Annotated in this window: 17 protein-coding genes and 1 tRNA gene; 11 read left to right on the top strand and 7 right to left on the bottom strand. The window is 65.8% G+C overall.

Annotation, left to right across the window (positions count from 1 at the left end; genetic code table 11):
* Window positions 1-59: 59 nt before the first annotated feature.
* The 5 genes from ACO6VM_RS24315 (at window position 60) to ACO6VM_RS24295 (ending at window position 4072) form a co-directional block, all read left to right on the top strand.
* Window positions 60-635 carry a DUF2796 domain-containing protein gene (locus ACO6VM_RS24315; RefSeq protein ID WP_401057991.1) on the top strand — a complete coding sequence of 192 codons (576 nt, stop codon included), beginning with the start codon at window positions 60-62 and terminating at the stop codon, window positions 633-635.
* Window positions 636-1346, top strand: a complete 711-nt coding sequence (locus ACO6VM_RS24310) for an ABC transporter ATP-binding protein (RefSeq protein ID WP_401057989.1) — start codon at window positions 636-638, stop codon at window positions 1344-1346.
* Complete coding sequence (locus tag ACO6VM_RS24305; protein WP_401057987.1) at window positions 1346-2611, top strand: ABC transporter permease; 1266 nt, start codon at window positions 1346-1348, stop codon at window positions 2609-2611. Before ACO6VM_RS24310 ends, ACO6VM_RS24305 begins: the two co-directional genes overlap by 1 nt.
* 173 nt (window positions 2612-2784) lie before the next feature.
* Window positions 2785-3279 (top strand): DUF3299 domain-containing protein, encoded by a 495-nt coding sequence (locus ACO6VM_RS24300; RefSeq protein WP_422403909.1) that lies wholly within the window; start codon window positions 2785-2787, stop codon window positions 3277-3279.
* A 109-nt stretch (window positions 3280-3388) separates the two neighbouring features.
* On the top strand, window positions 3389-4072 hold the full coding sequence (locus ACO6VM_RS24295; RefSeq protein WP_401057985.1) for an OmpW/AlkL family protein: 684 nt from the start codon (window positions 3389-3391) through the stop codon (window positions 4070-4072).
* Here ACO6VM_RS24295 and ACO6VM_RS24290 read toward each other — a convergent pair.
* A complete protein-coding gene (locus ACO6VM_RS24290) occupies window positions 4060-5304 on the bottom strand; it encodes an MFS transporter (protein ID WP_401057983.1) in 1245 nt (414 codons plus the stop codon). The genes ACO6VM_RS24295 and ACO6VM_RS24290 overlap by 13 nt on opposite strands.
* A 100-nt stretch (window positions 5305-5404) precedes the next feature.
* Between ACO6VM_RS24290 and ACO6VM_RS24285 the strand changes: the two genes are divergently transcribed.
* Entirely contained in the window at window positions 5405-5845 is a 441-nt protein-coding gene (locus ACO6VM_RS24285; protein WP_390966607.1) for a winged helix-turn-helix transcriptional regulator, read from the top strand.
* A gap of 102 nt (window positions 5846-5947) precedes the next feature.
* On the opposite strand, the gene ACO6VM_RS24280 is transcribed toward ACO6VM_RS24285, so the two are convergent.
* Together ACO6VM_RS24280 and ACO6VM_RS24275 are read right to left on the bottom strand one after the other, a co-directional pair.
* On the bottom strand, window positions 5948-6880 hold the full coding sequence (locus ACO6VM_RS24280) for an NAD-dependent epimerase/dehydratase family protein (RefSeq protein ID WP_401057981.1): 933 nt from the start codon (window positions 6878-6880) through the stop codon (window positions 5948-5950).
* Window positions 6873-7757 (bottom strand): sugar nucleotide-binding protein, encoded by an 885-nt coding sequence (locus ACO6VM_RS24275; RefSeq protein ID WP_110993336.1) that lies wholly within the window; start codon window positions 7755-7757, stop codon window positions 6873-6875. The genes ACO6VM_RS24280 and ACO6VM_RS24275 overlap by 8 nt, the downstream gene beginning before the upstream one ends.
* Window positions 7758-8028: 271 nt before the next feature.
* Here ACO6VM_RS24275 and ACO6VM_RS24270 point away from each other — a divergent pair, with 271 nt between their 5' ends.
* The 3 genes from ACO6VM_RS24270 to ACO6VM_RS24260 are packed head-to-tail and all read left to right on the top strand — an operon-like array spanning window position 8029 to window position 10742.
* Window positions 8029-9069, top strand: coding sequence for a TauD/TfdA family dioxygenase (locus ACO6VM_RS24270; protein ID WP_125462421.1), 1041 nt, complete (start codon window positions 8029-8031; stop codon window positions 9067-9069).
* 14 nt (window positions 9070-9083) lie between these two features.
* The gene (locus tag ACO6VM_RS24265; RefSeq protein WP_125462420.1) at window positions 9084-9893 is read left to right on the top strand and encodes a TSUP family transporter; all 810 of its coding nucleotides are present in this window, start codon (window positions 9084-9086) and stop codon (window positions 9891-9893) included.
* Between the two features lie 9 nt (window positions 9894-9902).
* On the top strand, window positions 9903-10742 hold the full coding sequence (locus ACO6VM_RS24260; RefSeq protein WP_401057978.1) for an alpha/beta hydrolase: 840 nt from the start codon (window positions 9903-9905) through the stop codon (window positions 10740-10742).
* 248 nt (window positions 10743-10990) lie between these two features.
* On the opposite strand, the gene ACO6VM_RS24255 is transcribed toward ACO6VM_RS24260, so the two are convergent.
* Window positions 10991-11794: a helix-turn-helix transcriptional regulator gene (locus ACO6VM_RS24255; RefSeq protein WP_347150093.1), complete on the bottom strand. Its 804-nt coding sequence runs from the start codon at window positions 11792-11794 to the stop codon at window positions 10991-10993.
* A gap of 179 nt (window positions 11795-11973) precedes the next feature.
* Here ACO6VM_RS24255 and ACO6VM_RS24250 point away from each other — a divergent pair, with 179 nt between their 5' ends.
* Together ACO6VM_RS24250 and ACO6VM_RS24245 are read left to right on the top strand one after the other, a co-directional pair.
* Window positions 11974-13416: an alanine/glycine:cation symporter family protein gene (locus tag ACO6VM_RS24250; protein WP_401057976.1), complete on the top strand. Its 1443-nt coding sequence runs from the start codon at window positions 11974-11976 to the stop codon at window positions 13414-13416.
* A 149-nt stretch (window positions 13417-13565) separates the two neighbouring features.
* Complete coding sequence (locus tag ACO6VM_RS24245) at window positions 13566-14555, top strand: asparaginase (protein WP_422403907.1); 990 nt, start codon at window positions 13566-13568, stop codon at window positions 14553-14555.
* A 144-nt stretch (window positions 14556-14699) separates the two neighbouring features.
* On the opposite strand, the gene ACO6VM_RS24240 is transcribed toward ACO6VM_RS24245, so the two are convergent.
* The 3 genes from ACO6VM_RS24240 to selA all read right to left on the bottom strand — a co-directional run bounded on the left by ACO6VM_RS24240 (window position 14700) and on the right by selA (window position 18151).
* Window positions 14700-14795 (bottom strand) — tRNA-Sec (locus ACO6VM_RS24240).
* A gap of 9 nt (window positions 14796-14804) precedes the next feature.
* Window positions 14805-16727, bottom strand: coding sequence for a selenocysteine-specific translation elongation factor (gene selB / locus ACO6VM_RS24235; RefSeq protein WP_422403908.1), 1923 nt, complete (start codon window positions 16725-16727; stop codon window positions 14805-14807).
* Window positions 16724-18151, bottom strand: a complete 1428-nt coding sequence (gene selA, locus ACO6VM_RS24230; protein WP_401057970.1) for an L-seryl-tRNA(Sec) selenium transferase — start codon at window positions 18149-18151, stop codon at window positions 16724-16726. The genes selB and selA overlap by 4 nt, the downstream gene beginning before the upstream one ends.
* Between the last annotated feature and the right edge of the window lie 97 nt (window positions 18152-18248).

Here is an 18248-nt window from a genome sequence, read left to right as displayed (position 1 = left end):
GGCGCAGAAAAATTGTTATAACATTACCAAATCATTCCAAGCCGCCCCTGGAGCCGTTCATGCGTCGTCTGCTGCTCGCCCTGCCCTTTGCCCTGCTGCCCTTGGCCGTGGCCCATGCCCACGACGAGCATGATCATGATCACGGCACCCTCGCCGCCCATGAGCATGGCGTGGCCAAGCTCAACGTGGTGCTCGACGGCAACACCCTGGAGCTGGAACTGGACAGCCCGGCCATGAACCTGGTCGGCTTCGAGCACGCCGCCAGCACCGATGCCGACAAGGCCAAGGTCGCCGCCGCGCGCCAGCAGCTGGAACAACCGCTGAAGCTGTTCGGCCTGGCCCAGGCCGCCGGCTGCAAGGATGAAGCGCAAGAGCTGGAAAGCCCGCTGTTCGGCGACGCCGCCCATGCCGACGACGATGGCGACGCGCACGAACACAAGCACGGCCACCAGCACGCCGATGTGAACGCCCATTACCAGTTCAGCTGCGCCACCCCGGCCAAGCTCACCCAGCTCGACCTTGGCCCGCTGTTCAAGGCCTTCCCGCAGACCCAGAAGATCAATGTGCAACTGATCGGCCCGAACGGCCAGAAAGGCGTCGAGGCCACTGCGGCCAAGGCCGTGGTCGCGTTCTGAATGAGCCAGGCGCTGATCGAGCTGCATGACCTGGTGTTCGCCTGGCCCGGCCAGGCGCCGTTGCTGGATATCCGCGAGTTCCGCCTGGAAGCCGGCGAGGCGCTGTTCCTCAAGGGCCCCAGCGGCAGCGGCAAGACCACCCTGCTCGGCCTGCTGGGCGGGGTGAACCGCCCGGGCCAGGGGCGTATCCAGCTGCTCGGCCAGGACTTGGCCAGTTTGAGCCAGGGCGCCCGCGACCGTTTTCGGGTCGACCACACCGGCTACATCTTCCAGCAGTTCAACCTGCTGCCGTTCCTGTCAGTGCGCGAGAACGTCGAGTTGCCCTGCCGCTTCTCGAAGTCCCGTGCCGAGCGCGCCAGCCAGCGCCATGGCAGCGTCGACCAGGCCGCCGCGCACCTGCTGGCGCACCTGGGTTTGCATGACGCCGACCTGCTTGCCCGCCGTGCCGGCAGCCTGTCGATCGGCCAGCAGCAACGCGTCGCCGCCGCCCGGGCGCTGATCGGCCAACCCGAACTGGTGATCGCCGACGAACCCACCTCGGCGCTCGATGCCGACACCCGTGAAGCCTTCATCCGCCTGCTGTTCGACGAATGCCGCGCGGCCGGCTCCAGCCTGCTGTTCGTCAGCCATGACCAGAGCCTGGCACCGCTGTTCGACCGTCACCTGTCCCTGGCCGAACTCAACCGCGCCGCCACGCCCCGGGAGGCCTGATGTACCTGCTCCGCCTTGCCCTGGCCAGCCTGGCCAACCGCCGTTTCACCGCCCTGCTCACCGCCTTCGCCATCGCCCTGTCGGTGTGCCTGTTGCTGGCCGTCGAGCGGGTGCGCACCGAAGCCCGCGCCAGTTTCGCCAGCACCATCAGCGGTACCGACCTGATCGTCGGCGCCCGTTCGGGCTCGGTGAACCTGCTGCTGTATTCGGTGTTCCGCATCGGCAACGCCACCAACAACATTCGCTGGGACAGCTACCAGCAATACGCCAAGGACCCACGGGTCAAGTGGGCCATCCCCATTTCCCTGGGTGACTCGCACCGCGGCTACCGGGTGATGGGCACCACCGGCGACTACTTCGCGCACTATCAGTACGGCCGCCGCCAGCACCTCGAGCTGAGCCAGGGCCGGCCCTTCGCCGACGACCCGTTCGAAGTGGTGCTGGGGGCCGAAGTGGCCGACGCGCTGCACTACAAGCTCGGCGACAAACTGGTGCTGGCCCACGGTGTAGCCGCCATCAGCCTGGTCAAGCACGACGACAAGCCATTCACCGTGGTCGGCGTGCTCAAGCGTACCGGCACCCCGGTGGACCGCACCCTGCACATCAGCCTGGCCGGCATGGAGGCGATCCACATCGACTGGCACAACGGCGTGCCGGCGCGCGGTGCCGGGCGCATCAGCGCCGAGCAGGCGCGGGGCATGGACCTGCAACCGGCGGCGATCACCGCGTTCATGCTCGGCTTGAACAACAAGATCGCCACCTTCAGCCTGCAACGCGAGATCAACGAGTACCGCAACGAGCCGCTGCTGGCGATCCTGCCCGGCGTGGCGCTGCAAGAGCTGTGGAGCCTGATGGGCACGGCCGAGCAGGCGCTGTTCGTGGTGTCGCTGTTCGTGGTGCTGACCGGGCTGATCGGCATGCTCACGGCGATCCTCACCAGCCTCAACGAACGCCGCCGGGAGATGGCCATCCTGCGTTCGGTGGGGGCCCGGCCGTGGCACATCGCCGGGTTGCTGGTGCTCGAAGCACTGGCCCTGGCGGTGGCCGGGATCGCCGCCGGGCTGGGCTTGCTGTATGCCGGGATCGCCCTCGCCCAGGGCTATGTGCAGGCCAACTACGGGCTGTACCTGCCGTTGGAATGGCCGAGTGCGCATGAGTGGACGCTGCTGGGGGTCATCCTCGGCGCAGCGCTGCTGATGGGCAGCGTGCCGGCCTGGCGCGCCTATCGGCAGTCGCTGGCCGATGGGCTGTCGATTCATCTTTGAGGACGGGCCTGATCATGCACCTCGGCGTCACCACAGAAAAAAGCACGCTTAAAACCCATCCGTGGGAGCGGGCTTGCCCCGCGAAACAGGCACCGCGCAGCTTGGCACCGGCTTCGCCGGTCTTCGCGGGGGAAGACCGCTCCCCCACCGCCCTTTTTCGCTCACTCTTTCTCCTGGCCTTGCTGCTGCTCTGCCTGCCGCTTTGGGCCAGTGAGCCCCGCGAGCTGGACTGGCCCGCACTGATCCCCGAGGGCGCCCCGGTCATCCCGCCGCAACTGGCCCCGCTGCACGACCTGTCGCAGATCGGCAGCGCGCTCTCCGAGTCTGCCCCTGCCGCGCGCCAGCAGGCACCCGACGCGCCAGTAGTCAAGGCGCTCAACGGCCAGCAGGTGAAGCTGCCCGGCTACATCGTGCCGCTGGAGGTCAGCGAAGAGGGCCGCACCACCGAGTTCCTGCTGGTGCCCTACTACGGCGCCTGCATCCATGTGCCACCACCGCCGTCGAACCAGATCGTGCATATCTTCAGCGAGATGGGCGTGCGCGTCGAAGACCTCTACCAGCCGTACTGGATCGAGGGGACGATGCAGGTCAAGGCCAGCAGCAGCGAACTGGCCGATGCCGGTTACCAGATGGAAGCGGAGAAAATCTACGCCTATGAGCTGAAGTGAGCACTGACTGGGGCTCATGACACGGCTTCGTTGAGCTGGGTCAAACTTTCTGTTTAGTCAGCTTCGTACCATTGGACTACTCGATTACTCACGTCCTTTGGGAGCTTCCATGAACAAGTCCTTGCTCAGTGCCTCGCTCGTCGCGTTGGCGCTCGCAGCCCCTGTTGCCCACGCCCACCAGGCAGGTGATTTCATCATCCGTTCCGGCGCCATCACCACCGCGCCGAACGAGAACAGCAGCGACATCAAACTCGATGGCGCCAAGGTGTCGGGCACCAAGGCGACCCTGGACAGCGACACCCAACTGGGCCTGGCCTTCGCCTACATGCTGACCGACCACATCGGCCTGGAGCTGCTGGCCGCCACCCCGTTCAAGCACACCGTCGGCGTGAAGGGCCTGGGCGGCGGTCTGGACGGCAAGCTGGCCGACATCAAGCAACTGCCACCGACCCTGTCGCTTCAGTACTACCCGATGGAGGCCAGCTCCAAGTTCCAGCCTTACGCCGGCGTGGGCCTGAACTACACCCTGTTCTTCGATGAAGACCTGAGCAGCAACCGCAAGGCACAAGGCTTCAGCAACATGAAGCTGAAGGACTCGGTCGGGCTCGCCGGCCAGCTGGGCATGGACTACATGCTCACCGAAAACCTGCTGTTCAACGCCGCGGTCTGGTACGTCGACATCGACACCAAGGCCACCATCGACGGCCCGAGCGCCCTGGGCGTGGGCAAGACCAAGGTCGACGTGGACGTCGACCCGTGGGTCTACATGGTGGGCCTGGGCTACAAGTTCTGACCCGGCACCGCCCGACAAGCCCGCTCGCCCGAGCGGGCTTTTTCATTCTGGCCCAGCCGCCACAGGTGCACCCAGTACCCCAGGGCAAGGCCACTGATGCCGGCCCCCAGCCCGCACACCGCGCCCCAGCCCCATTGCCCGTAGACCCAGGTCGCGGCCACCGCACCCAGCCCGCTGCCCAGCGAGTAGCAGCACATGTAGGCACCGATCAGCCGGCTGGCCATCTCGCCACGCCCGGCCAGCAGCAGGCTCTGGTTGGTCACGTGCACCGCCTGCACGGCGAAGTCCAGCAGCAGCACGCCCAGCAGCAGCGCCAGCAACGAGTGCTCGAGCAGGGCAATCGGCAACCATGACAGCACCAGCAACCCCAGCGCCAGGCCGGTGGTCTGCTGCCCTTGCCCACGGTCGGCCAGGCGCCCGGCCCGTGCGGCCGCCAGGGCACCGGCAACCCCCGCCAGGCCGAACAGGCCGACCTGGGTATGGTCCAGCGCCAGCGGCGCGGCGCTCAGGGGCAGCACCATGGCACTCCACAGCACACTGAAGGCGGCAAAGATCAGCAGGGCGAAGGTGCCCCGCTGACGCAACAGCCGGTCGTGGCGGTACAGCGCGAACACCGAACCCAGCAGGGCCAGATACCCCTGTCGCACGCCGCGCGAGGGCGCCTCGGGCAAACGCCAGCCGAGCAACAGCGCCATCAGCAAGGCAAGGCCCGCCGCCACGCAATAAACCGTACGCCAACCCGACAGGTCGGCCACCAACCCCGAGGCCAGGCGTGCCAGCAGGATACCCAGCACCACACCACTGGTGACCGTGCCCACCGCTTGCCCCTGCTGCGCGGGCGTGGCCAGTGTGGCGGCGTGGGCCACCATCACCTGCACCACCACCGCCATCAGCCCGACCATGCCCATGGCCGCCAGCAGCATTGCCCAGTCAAGGCTCGACGCCACCGCCAGCAGGGCAACAGCCGCCAGCACCAGTTGCGTGAGGATCAGCCGCTTGCGAGCAAACAGGTCGCCCAGCGGCACGATCAGCAGCAACCCCGCGGCATACCCGGCCTGGGTCGCGCCGACCACCAGGCCGACCTGCGCCTGGGCGATACCCAGGCTGCCGGCCATGGACTCCAGCAGCGGCTGGGACAGATACACGCTGGCCACCGCAAGGCCGCAGGCGAGCGCCAGCAGCAGCGTCAGGCCGCGGGTCAATGGCGGCGGTACAGATGAGGCAGATGGCATTGCACAGTCCTCGACAGATTCCGGTTTCGTTTTGAAACCACAACTGGATTTCTAGCAAATGTGGTTTTAATCTGCAACCAACCTTGATCAGGAATGGCCCATGCTCGACGACAACAACCAGCAATGCCCTGTGGCCCGCGCACTGGAAGTGCTCGGCGATCGCTGGGCGCTGATGATCCTGCGCGATGCCTTCGATGGCCTGCGCCGCTTCAGCGAATGGCAGAAGAACCTGGGGCTGGCGAAGAACATCCTTGCCACGCGCCTGAAGCTGCTGGTCGAGGCCGGCCTGCTGGCGCAACAGCCCGCCTCCGATGGCAGTGCTTACAAGGAATACGTGCTGACCGAGCAGGGGCGCGCGGTGTTTCCGATCGTGATCGGCTTGCGCCAGTGGGGGGAGCGGTATCTGTTCACGGAAGGGGAATCACGCTCGCAGCTGGTCGATGAGCGCGGCCAGGGGCTGGAGACGCTGCAGGTGCGGGCTGAGGATGGGCGAGTGGTGGAACCGGAGCGGTGCCAGCGGCAGTTGGTTCGGCATGGGTGATGGCCTGCAAGGCCCGATCGCCGGCAAGCCGGCTCCCACATCGACCGGGTAAGCCATGGGATACCCCTGTGGGAGCTGGCTTGCCAGCGATCGGGCCGAGCCTCAGGCTTTGCCGAGCAACCGTGCCACGCCTTCAACGAAGGGCGTTGGCTCGGGGAAGTCGAAGCGCGCCAGCAGCCGCGCATTGTCCGCCCGCGAATGGCGGATATCCCCGGAACGCGCCGGGCCGTGGCTGATCGGCGGCAGGCTGCCGATCACCTGTTCCAGGGCCTTGAGCAACTGGTTCAGCGAAGTCGCCTGGTTCAGGCCGATGTTCACCGCGCCCTCTTCCACTGCTGGCTGCTCCAGCGCCTGGACCATGACTTGGACCAGGTCACCGACATACAGGAAATCACGGGTCTGCTCGCCATCGCCGAACACCATGATGGGTTTGCCGCTGGTGGCACGCTCGCAGAAGATGCTGATGACCCCGGAATACGGCGAGGACGGGTCCTGGCGCGGGCCGAAGATATTGAAGAAGCGGAATACCACCGGCTCCAGGCCGTGCTGGCGACGGTAGAAATCCAGGTATTGCTCGCTGGCCAGCTTGTCCACCGCGTACGGGGTCAGCGGTGCCTTGGGCGTGTCTTCGGCGATGGACTGGCCTTCGCCATTGTTGCCGTACACCGCCGCGCTGGAGGCAAACAGCACCCGGCGCACGCCATGCTGGCGCATCGCTTCACAGACGTTGAGCGTGCCGATGAAATTGCTCTGGTGGGTTTTTACCGGGTCCTCGACCGACGCCTGCACCGAGGCTACCGCAGCCAGGTGCACCACGGCCTGGCAACCGGCGGCCGAGCGCGCGACCAGCGCCGCATCGGCGACATCGCCCTCGATCAGTTCCAACTGCGGGTGACCGAGTTGCAGGTTGCTGCGCTTGCCGGTGGACAGGTCATCGAGAATGCGTACCGCGTAGCCTTTTTCCAGCAGCGCATCGCACAGGTGGGAGCCAATGAAGCCGGCACCGCCGGTGATCAGGATGGGGGCATCAGCCATGTCGGTAGAAACGGTCCAGTAGGGGCGGCAAGCCGGCACGCCAAGCGCGCGGCTTGATGCCGAAGGTGTGAAGGATCTTCTTGCAGGCCAGCACCGCATGCTGCGGCTCTTCGCTGGCATCCGGGCGCGCGGCATGGGCCTGGGCAGTCGGTTGCTGCACGGCCAGCTTGTGCCACTGCGCGGCTTCGCCAAGGATCGCCTGGCCCAGCGCCAGCGGCGTGGTGGCTTCGTTGCCGGCGTAGTGGTAGGTGCCCCACAGCGGCGCCTTGCAGTCGAGCTGCTTGAGCACCGAGAGGATGACCCGCGCAGCGTCGTCCACCGGCGTCGGGTTGCCGCGCCGGTCATCGGCCAGCAGCAGCTCCTGGGGTTGTTCGGCGCGGGTCAGGAAACGCCCGAGCGCACCGTCGCGGCTTTCGTCCAGCAGCCAGCCGAAGCGCAGCAGCACATGCTGCGGGCAGGTGGCGCGCACGCTCTGCTCGATGCGCCACAGGGCCTGGCCGCGCAGACCGAGCGGTACCGGCTCGTCCTTCTCGCTGTAGGCCGTGGCGCGCGAGCCATCGAACACCCGGTAGCTGGAAGGCTGCACCAGGACCATTTCGTGGTGCTGGCACAGTTCGGCAAGCCGCTCCACAGCACGCTCCTGCTGGGCCAGGCGCTGTTCGCTGACCGACTCGGCCTGGAACCAGTCGAAGTAATAGGCAAGGTTGACCACCGCGTCGGGGCGGTGCTCGTCGAGCAACAGGGTCAGGCTGGCCGGGGCCCAGCCGCTTTCCGGGGGGCGCGGTGCCAGGAAGGCGATGTCTTCCTCGGCGCCAAGACGAATCAATGCTTGCCCGAGGGCATTGCCTCCACCCAACAGCATCAGGCGCATACGCATAGGGTCAACAAGTCCGCTCAGATCGATGGAGGAAAGGGGGCATTTTGCGGTTTCCGTGGGGCGAAGTCCAACCTGGGCCTGTCATACATGCGTTTTCCCTGCCTTGCTCAGCCCTGCTGCCTTTACAAACCCAGGAAACGACTGACTAGCGAACGGGAACAGTCTGGCTTTTGAAAGGTGAGGTAAGTAGATCCAATAGCCGCCGTGCCTTATCGCCGGTACCGACGGGCAAAATTTTTCAGCACACCCTCAACAACATGGAACGTAGCTCATGAAAGACTTGGAAGTCGCCTACCTGCAATTCAACCCGGCTCAGGCGTTGGCATTGACAGGTTTCAGCCAGGAACTCGCAAACTCAGGGGGGCCGCAGGCCTGCGGCGTTGCCCAGAAGGCCAATGAATATGCCGAAGCGCTGAGGGCAACCCTTACGCCTGACCAGCGAACTACCCTTCAGCGCTTTACCGAAGGCCACTTGTCGGCCCTCCTGTTCTCACAGATGCATAGTCCTGACGATCCGCTGCCCGAATACCTGCCTTGTCAAAGTGAGCTGGAGCAGGATCAGGGCACTCTGTACCTCGCCTCGCGCAACCAATTGCTGCTGGCGCTTGCACGCTATCGTGCATTCGCCTTCGATATCGACAACGATGGCAAGCATGTGCGTCTAGTTGCCAACTTCAAAGGTGGCGGAACTACGCAACGTCCCGACGAGGACAGACGAAGGCCCGTCGAACTCAGCTCGCATTCTGGCCTACGGCTGGGTGCGCACACCGAAGCGCCCTATAACTGTTCGGTGATAGCCCACGACGGGCACTCTCCCGCGCCATCAGCGCTGATTCTCGCTGCACGGTGGAACCCTGCGCAGGAACCGACCCACATCATCCCCATGGCCGGCATTATCGAAAGACTAGGGGGGCTGCATGCCTTGGCATTGACCTCCTGCTCCTTCGATTTCACCCGTAGCGAATGCTTCGTCAGTGGCCAAGGGCAGGCTGGCAAAGCCGTCCCCATCCTGCAATTCGATGCCAACGGCGGCTTCAGCCTGCGCTACAACGCCTACCGCTTTTCACTCAACGATCACGCCAGCCAAGCCGCCGAGCGAGCGCTCGATGCCTTCCAGGCATTGCTCATGCAAGCGCAGCCCCTCCCCTTTGTACTGCAAGCCGACAAGGCGCTGCTGATCAACAACTGTCGAGCCTTGCATGGCCGAGACACCGTCATGGACAACCGCCGCCTGCTGGTACGCCTGTTCGGCTACTCCCCTTTCGCGCGCCCGTTGATCATCAGCGACGACCCGTTGCTGGTACGCGGCTGAGCTGGAGCTTCCCCATGCTGGAAAATTTCACGCAAGCGATAAATATCGAAATGCTGCTTCTGCTGGCCGCTGTCGCATTGCTGGCCGGTTTTTTCGACGCGATTGCCGGTGGTGGTGGCCTGTTGACCTTACCTGTGTTGTTCATCGCCGGTATCGACCCCCTGGCGGCCATCGCAACCAATAAGTTCCAAGCCACTTCGGCGACCGTTTCTGCGACCGTAGCCTTTGCCCGCAAAGGCATGATCGACTGGCACGGCGGCCTGCCCATGGCGCTTATGGCATTCATTGGCGGCGCCCTGGGCGCGCTATCAATCAGTTTGATTCCCCATGACCTGCTGCAGGCCTGCGTGCCTGTTCTGCTGATTTTGGTCGCTGCCTGGTTTGCCTTCAGCCCCAAACCGCGAGAGCAGGAGCGCAAGGCGAAAGTGTCGCTACGACTGTTCTGCCTGGGCGTGGCGCCGTTGATTGGCTTCTATGACGGCGTATTCGGCCCTGGGGTTGGTTCGTTTTTCATGCTTGCTTGTGTGCTCCTGCTCGGGCAGCACTTGATGCGCGCGGTGTGCACCAGCAAACTGCTGAACGCTGCGTGTAATCTGGGTGCGTTATCAGTGTTCGCCCTTGGCGGCGCGATCATCTGGCCACTGGCACTGACGATGGCTGTTGCAGCCTTTACCGGCGCACAACTAGGCGCCCGCTGCGCCGTGCGTTTTGGGCCCAGGCTGATCCGGCCGCTGCTGGTCAGCGTCTGCTGCATCATGGCGCTCAAACTGCTGGCCAGTGCTGATAACCCGCTCGGCGAATGGGTAAGCAGTCAGTTTTCATAGGAGCAAGAGATGGACCTCGGGGTGACCACCGCGCAACGCGCTCTCTGGCAGTACAACGAACCCGCCCCCGGCGCCGAGCGCTTCATTGACGAAGCCTTCGACGGTTATCGCCAGCAGGCCCGCCTGCTGTTGCCGGACAGCGAACGGGCGCCACCGGTGTTCGTGGTCGGCGGCGCCCGTTCGGACTTCACCCGGCTCAACCCGCTGCTGTACCGCCTGCAGCAGCAGGGCATCGGCTCGCTGACCGGCAACCTGTCCGGCCACAGCCTGGCCAGCGAACCGGGGGCAAAGGATGCCTCGCTGGCCAGCAACCTGCAGGAAGCCTTGCGTTTCCACCAGCACCTCGACAGCCGCAGCGACACCCTGATCGGCCACAGCCTGGGCGGCGCCATCGCCCTCAAGCTGGCGGCGCAGCGCCCGAATGTGCGCAAGCTGGTGCTGATCTGCCCGGCGGTGTACCCCGACGCCGCCCACAGCGCGCCCTTCGGCCCAGCGTTCAGCGCGGCGATCCGCCAGCCCTTCGCTTTTCTTGACTGCGACAGTTATGCCTTCCTGCGCCAGTTCCAGGGCCGCGTGCTGCTGGTGATCGGTGAATACGACGGGCTCAACTCGCGGGTGCACGGCCAAGGGGCCGGGACGTCGGCGGGGTTGCGGCGGATGGCGGGTGTCGAGCGTTACAGCCCGATCCCCGAGGAAGTTACCCACAGCCTGCTGCGTTCTGTGCCGGCGCCGCACGTGGAGTGCCTGATGCTCACCGACTGCGACCATGGCATTGCCGCCCATCTGCGTGACCGGCCGGAGGTGGCGGATCAGGTGGCGCAGGCGGTGGGGGCGTTCATTCTGGGGTGAATTCGCCTGACGCCTGCGGCCCTGTGGGAGCGGCGATTCGCCGCTGCGATTTACCCGCGAAGGCGCCGTTGGTTTTACCTAAGCATTCGCGGGTAAACCCGCTCCCACAGGGATCGTGCCGAACTCAAGACCTGCACTCTGCCTGTGGGAGCGGGTTTACCCGCGAACACCGGCAGAGCCGGTGCCATCCATCGCGCCGCCTGCTTCGCGGTGGCCCGGCACTCCGGTAAACCCGCTCCCACAACCTATCACTCGATCTCGAACAGGCCGTTGCTGATCGAACCCGCGCTCAGGCGGTCGCGGATATCGTCGTCGATGCGCGGGTCATCCGGGCGATAAAGGCGTACCTGGCGGAAGGCGTTGATCCGGTTGATCTCCTCGCCCAGGTACTCCCAGACCACGCGGGTGCACGCCGGGTTACGCCGGTCACCGCTGGACACGCCGATTTTCAGGCCATTGAGGCGGGTGATGCGGCTCTTGAAGCTGGGGATGAGGATGGTCTGGCTCATCTCGTTCAAGGTCAGCGACTCGTAGTCGACCAGGAACAGGCGATCCTGCAACTGGAACGCCGCCCCCAGGTAGCGGCAGCGCACTTCGGCATGGGGGTCGGTGGCGCTGCTGCGCTCCTGGCGCTCCTGGCGCTCGAACAGGTAGCGCTCACGTTCTTCGCGCAGGTGCACCAGCGACACCAGGATCAAGCCTGGCACCGACATGCAGTTGGAGTATTCGAAGTAGTAACCGCAGTAGCGCGACAGGTTGACGACATGATCGTTGAGCGGCTTGAACAGCTCGCTGATCGGGTTGTTCTGCTGCGCGGCCGGGTTGCGCGCGCCGATCAGGCGGGCGAACTGTTCGGGCGGCAAACCCAGCTCGTAATCCTCCACGCCAAAGAAGTCACCGATCCGTTTGAGGTTGTACGGCGTCGGCCGGCTTTGCCCGCTCAGGTACTTGTTGAACTGCCCGCGGTTGATCGACAGCTGCCGGCAAACCTCCGAGATAGAGCGGTAGTGGCTGCAGGCCAATTTGAGGTTGTCAGCGAAATGATCGCCCATGATGCCGGGGTCCAGATGATGCGAGTGATGCAATTCTAGCATCAAGTCGCACCAAAACAGAGCAACCCGCGAAATTGTAACCACAGTTGTCATGACCCACCCTGCGCCCCAATCAATCGCGGTGCGCCTGCCGTCCGCAGATTTTCCACACGAACAATAAGAATCGAGGTCATTTCAAAATGCTCGAAGCACTCAACGATTTCCTCTCGGGGAAGCTCCTCATCGTGCTGATCGTCGGTCTCGGCAGCTACTTCACCATCCGCTCGCGGTTCGTGCAGTTCCGCCACTTCGGCCACATGTTCGGTGTGTTCAAGGAATCCCTGCGTGGCCAGGCAGGCCAGCTGAGCTCGTTCCAGGCCCTGATGCTGAGCCTGGCCGGCCGCGTCGGCGCCGGTAACATCGCCGGTGTCGGTATCGCCGTGACCCTCGGCGGCCCAGGCGCCGTGTTCTGGATGTGGGTCACCGCACTGGTGGGCATGTCCAGCAGCTTCTTCGAATGCACCCTGGCCCAGGTCTACAAGCGCGCCGACGGCGACGGCCTGTACCGCGGCGGCCCGGCGTACTACATCCAGCACGGTCTGAAGCGCAAGAGCATGGCGATCGTGTTCTCGATCCTGCTGCTGGTCACCTACGGCTTCGCCTTCATCGGCCTGCAGTCGTACACCGTGACCCACTCGCTGCAGAACGCCTTTGCCTTCGACCCACGCCAGACCGGTATCGTCCTGGCCGTGCTGCTGGCGATCACCTTCATCGGCGGCATCAAGCGCATCGCCGCGGTGTCCGACCTGCTGGTACCGGTCAAGACCCTGGCCTACATCGGTGTGACCCTGTACGTGATCGGCACCCAGATCGAACACGTGCCGGCCATGCTGGAAACCATCTTCAAGAGCGCCTTCGGCCTTGACCCTGCGTTCGCCGGCCTGCTCGGCAGCGCCATCGTCATGGGCGTGAAGCGTGGCGTGTTCGCCAACGAAGCGGGCCTGGGCAGTGCGCCGAACGTCGCCGCCGTGGCCGCGGTGAAACACCCTGGCGCCCAGGGCGTGGTCCAGGCCTTCAGCGTGTTCCTCGACACCTTCGTGATCTGCACCTGCACCGCGCTGCTGATCCTGCTGTCGGGCTTCTACACCCCAGGCTTCGAAGGTGACGGCATCGTCCTGACCCAGAACTCGCTGGCCGCCGTGGTGGGTGACTGGGGCCGCATCTTCGTCAGCGTCGCACTGTCGCTGTTCGTGTTCACCTGCATCCTCTACAACTACTACCTGGGCGAGAACAGCCTGCAGTTCCTGACCCGCAACCGCGCTGTGCTGATGGCGTTCCGCGGCCTGGTGCTGGCGCTGGTGGTATGGGGTTCGATGCAGGACCTGTCGACCGTGTTCGCCTTCGCCGACATCACCATGACCTGCCTGGCGTTCGTCAACCTGGTAGCCCTGGCCCTGCTGTTCAAGGTCGGCCTGCGGGTGATGCGCGACTACGACGAGCAGCGCAAGGCTGGCATCAAGCAGCCGGTGTTCGACTCGAGCAAGTTCACCGATCTGGACCTGGACCGTGCCGCCTGGCCGGCCAATCCGCAGGCTGAAACAGCCGCTGACAATCGCGCTGCCCAAGCGCAAACCCAGCGCTGATATTCTCCCCTGCCCCAGCCGCCCCGTCCGTGGGCGGCTGACTCTTTCTTCGTCTTCGGGCCCCTCGCCGGCAAGCCGGCTCCCACAGGGGATCGCGCTGCCTCGGGCATACGCTGCGACAGGGCCTGACATCGCTACGGAATGCTCCAATGCGTGCAGTCAAGAATCTCCTCGTCCTCTACACCGGTGGCACCATCGGCATGCTGCAGTCCGCCGAAGGCCTGGCGCCAGCCGGCGGCTTCGACGCACGCATGCGCGAGCACTTTGCCGCTTGCGCCGATGCCCCCCAGTTGCCCTGGACCCTGCGTGAACTGAACCCGCTGATCGACAGCGCCAACATGCAACAGGCCAATTGGCTGGCAATGCGCGATGCCATCGTCGAGGCGGTCGAGCAGCAGGGCCACGACGGCGTGCTGGTGCTGCACGGCACCGACACCCTGGCCTACAGCGCCGCAGCCCTGTCGTTCCTGCTGCTGGGCCTGCCGGTGCCGGTGCTGCTGACCGGCTCGATGCTGCCGGCCGGCGCGCCGGACAGCGATGCCTGGGCCAACCTGATCGGCGCCCTGCGCCTGTTCGAAAGCGGCCTGGAAGACGGCGTGCAGCTGTACTTCCACGGCCAGCTGCTGCACGGCTGCCGTGCGTCGAAACTGCGCAGCGAGGCGTTCGACGCCTTCACTGCGCTGCCCCGCCATCGCGAGGGCGAACGGGCCGCGGCGATCCCGGCGGTGCTGGGTTATCGCCAGCCACGCCAACCGGTCAACCTGGCGGTGCTGCCGGTGTTCCCCGGCCTTGCCGCCGAGCACCTGCGCGGCCTGCTCGGCAGCGGTATCCAGGGGCTGGTGCTGGAGTGCTATGGCAGCGGTACCGGGCCGTCCGACGACCAGGCGCTGCTCGACGTGCTGCATGACGCCCGCCAGGGCGGCGTGATGATCGTCGCCATCAGCCAGTGCCCGGAGGGTTCGGTGGTGTTCGATACCTATGCCGCCGGTAGTCGCCTGCGCGATACCGGGCTGGTGAGTGGCGGTGGCATGACCCGTGAGGCGGCGCTGGGCAAGTTGTTTGCGCTGCTGGGGGCGGGGCTGGATGCCGATGCGGCTGAGCACTGGTTTGCGCTGGACCTGTGCGGGGAGCGCGCGTAAACGCGTAGGCCGTCAGTACATCATCGCGGGGCAAGCCCGCTCCCACGCCCTGTTGAGGGCTGTGGACTGCCCCAAGGATTGGATGGGGCAGTCCAACTGCGTGGGAGCGGGCTTGCCCCGCGATCGTTTGTACAGTTGGAAAAGTGGCGGAAGGCAGCGGGAGTCGAACCTGCCCGGGAACGGATGCCGTCCCCAACCGGGTTTGAAGCCCGGCCGCGCCACCGGGCGCGATTGCCTTCCTTGGATCGTTCAGTGCTCGGCCTGTTGCTGGGCCAGGGCACTGTCGGTACGGATGTGACGCTGGTCGGCGACCCTGCGGGTCAGGCCGATGCGGTCGAAGTATTCGAGTATCTGCACACTGCGCTTGCGACCGATGCCCAACCTGTCGCGAAACGCGGCGACCTGTACTATCGGCGATCCCGCCGCCAGCTGCAACAGCAGCTCTGCCATGCGCCTTAGCGTGTCCTGTGGGTAGAACAGGTCACGCACCACCTGGTGCACCACGCCCAGCCTTGCCAACTTGCGCAGCAACAGCCGCACTTCGGCCTCTTCGCGTTGCAGTTCCCCGGCCAGGGCCCTGACCCACGGCGGATCGTACTCGCCCGCCAGCAGGCGCGGTTGCAATCGCGCCCACAAGGCCGCATCGGCCTCGCTCAATTGAACCTTGTGATCCGGCAAGTGCAGCCAGGGCCCACTGCTGCCGATCGCGCCGTCACCGAGCAGCTCATCCAGCAAGCTGACGAACGCCGGGCGCTCCAGCGGCAAGGCGCAGAAGCGGCGGAGCCGGTCACGGTCGGGGCCGAGCTGGTCGGGCTCTTGCTCGTGGAATTGCGCCAGGCGCGCCAGCAGCTGTTGCTTGAGTGCCTGCCATTGCTCACGGGCGAACAACAGCTGGCCCTGGCGCGTGGCGATCACCACAACGTGGTCTGGTAGCTGCCAGGTTTCACGTCGGCGGTTGAACTGGCGCTCCAGGCGCTGCGGGTCGAGCCCTGCGGGGGCGGTTTCGAGCAGCGCGGGCAAGGCCTGCTCCAGCTCGATGGCATCACGCAGCACCTGCAACTGGCGCAAACGCACGTCGCTGCGGCGTTGCCGGCTTGGGGCGAACGGGTCGAGCACCCGGCCGCCACCCAGCGTGCGTTGGGCGCGCTGGTCGCGCAGCACCAGGCGATCACCGTGCACCGCCTGCAAGGGGGCATTGAGCAGCAGCTGGGCGAACATGCGCTCGCCAGCGCCCAGCTTTTCACCTTCCAGCAGCGCCACCCGGGCCGTCACGTCCTGGGTGCCGAGGTGCACGTGCACCGCACTGAAATGTTCGAAGGTGCGGGTTTCCGTGGGCAGCAGGGCCAGTTCGATATCGACCCGCACACTGGGCGCATGCAGCCACTCGGGCAGCAACCAATCGCCACGATGCACCTGCTCGATCGCCAGGCGTTCGCCGGTGATGTTCAGCGCTACCCGCTGCCCGGCTTCGGCTATCAGCGCAGCCTGGTTCTGTGCGTGCAATCCGCGCACCCGCACCGGTTTACCGGCCTTGCCCAGCAGCAGTGTGTCACCGGCGCTGACCTGCCCGGCCAACGCCGTACCCGTGACCACGATGCCCGCGCCGGACACGGCAAAGACGCGGTCCACGGCCAGCCGAAAGCCCCCTCGCGCACTGCGCCGATGAACCTGTCGTTCAGCGACGAGCAATGCCTCGCGCAACGCCTCGACCCCTTCGCCGCTCAAGCTCGAAACCGGGAACTGCAACGCCCCCGCATAGGGCCCGGGCGCCAGCAGTTCGGCAACCTGCGCCTGCACCTCGAGCAGCCGCGCCGGCTCGACCCGGTCGCACTTGCTGATCGCCACCAGCGCCTGCGCAATGCCCAGCAACTCGATGATCGCCAGGTGCTCGCGGGTCTGCGGCATGACGCCGTCGTCGGCGGCCACCACCAGCAGCACCAGGTCGATGCCGTGGGCGCCGGCCAGCATGTTGTGGATAAAGCGCTCATGCCCGGGCACATCGATGAAGCCGGTCAGCGGCGCACCCTCGGCCAACGCCGCGTAGCGGTAGCCGAGGTCGATGGTCATGCCCCGCGCTCGCTCCTCCTGGCGGGTGTCGCCGGCCTGGCCGGTCAGGGCTTGCAGCAGCGCGGTCTTGCCATGGTCGATATGCCCGGCGGTGCCGACGATCACTGTACCGGCCCCAGTTGCAGCGCCGGCAGTTGCGCCAGCCACTGGGCCTCGTCATCGAGCTGGCGCAGGTCGAGCCACAGGGCATCGTCGTCGATGCGGCCGAGCACCGGCACCGGCAAATCGCGCAGGGCCCGCTCCAGTACGTGCAGGCTGCGGCCACGCAGCTTCTTCGACACCTGCGGGCGCAGGCACAGGGCGGCACTGGGCAGGCGCGCCACGGGCTGGCTGCCGCTGCCGATCATGCCCAGGGCCGGCTCCACGCTAACGGCCCATTGTTCACCGAGGTGGGCCCGAAGCTCGGGGGCCAGGCGCAGTGCCTGGGCCTGGATTTCTGCCTGGCTGCGGGTCAGCAGGCGCAAGCTCGGCAGGCGTTCGGCCAGGCGGTCGGGGTTGCGGTACAGCGCCAGCACCGCTTCCAGCGCGGCGAGGGTGATCTTGTCCACACGCAGGGCGCGCTTGAGCGGGTTCTTCTTGATCTTCGCGATCAGGTCCTTGCGCCCGACGATGATCCCGGCCTGTGGGCCACCGAGCAGCTTGTCGCCGCTGAAGGTGACGATATCGGCGCCGTCGGCCAGGGCCTGGCGCACCGTCGGTTCGGCCGGCAGGCCCCAGCGGGTGAGGTCGAGCAGGCTGCCGCTGCCCAGGTCTTCGAGCAACGGCAACTGGTGTTGGTGGGCAATGCGGGCCAGCTCGGCGGTGGGCACCTGGGTAGTGAAGCCCTGAATGCTGTAGTTGCTGCAGTGCACGCGCATCAGCAGCCCGGTGCGCGGGTTGATCGCGCCTTCGTAGTCGCGGGCATGGGTGCGGTTGGTGGTGCCGATCTCGTGCAGCTTCACGCCGGCGCGGGCCATGATGTCGGGGATGCGGAAGGCGCCGCCGATCTCGATCAGCTCGCCGCGGGAGATGATGCCCTCCTTGCGCGCGCCCAGGCTGTTGAGCGCCAACAGCACGGCGGCGGCATTGTTGTTGACCACGGTGACGGCTTCGGCGCCGGTCAACTCGCGGATCAGGCCTTCGATCAGGTCGTCGCGGTCGCCGCGCTTGCCGGTGGCCAGGTCGAATTCCAGGTTGAGCGGGTAACGGGCGGCAGTCTGCATGGCCTCGACGGCTTCTTCGGGCAGCAATGCCCGGCCCAGGTTGGTGTGCAGTACCGTGCCGGTGAGGTTGAACACCCGACGAACCTGGCTGCGTTGCTGGATGGCCAGCCGTTCGCCAGTGCGGCCGAGCAGCACCTCGGCGGTCAGTTCAGTGGCATTCAGTTGGCCGAGACGAGCTGGCTCGCGCAGGTCGTCGAGCAGTTGGCGCAGGGTGGCCAGCGTGGCGTCACGACCGTGGCGGTCGATCAGTGGGGCGCAGGCCGGGTGGCGCAGCAGGGTGTCGATGGAGGGCAGGCGTGGGGTGGAGCTGGCGAGGGTTGAAGACATTCGGTACTACCTATGACTGATCCGTTGTCTGGTCGGGCGCAATCGCGGGGCAAGCCCGCTCCCACGCCGATCGCATCCATTGCGTGGGAGCGGGCTT

This window comes from Pseudomonas sp. GZD-209 (assembly GCF_049310485.1).
Lineage (GTDB): Bacteria > Pseudomonadota > Gammaproteobacteria > Pseudomonadales > Pseudomonadaceae > Aquipseudomonas > Aquipseudomonas sichuanensis.
Note: the sequence above shows the minus strand (reverse complement) of the source record. Positions and strands in the feature narration are given on the sequence as shown.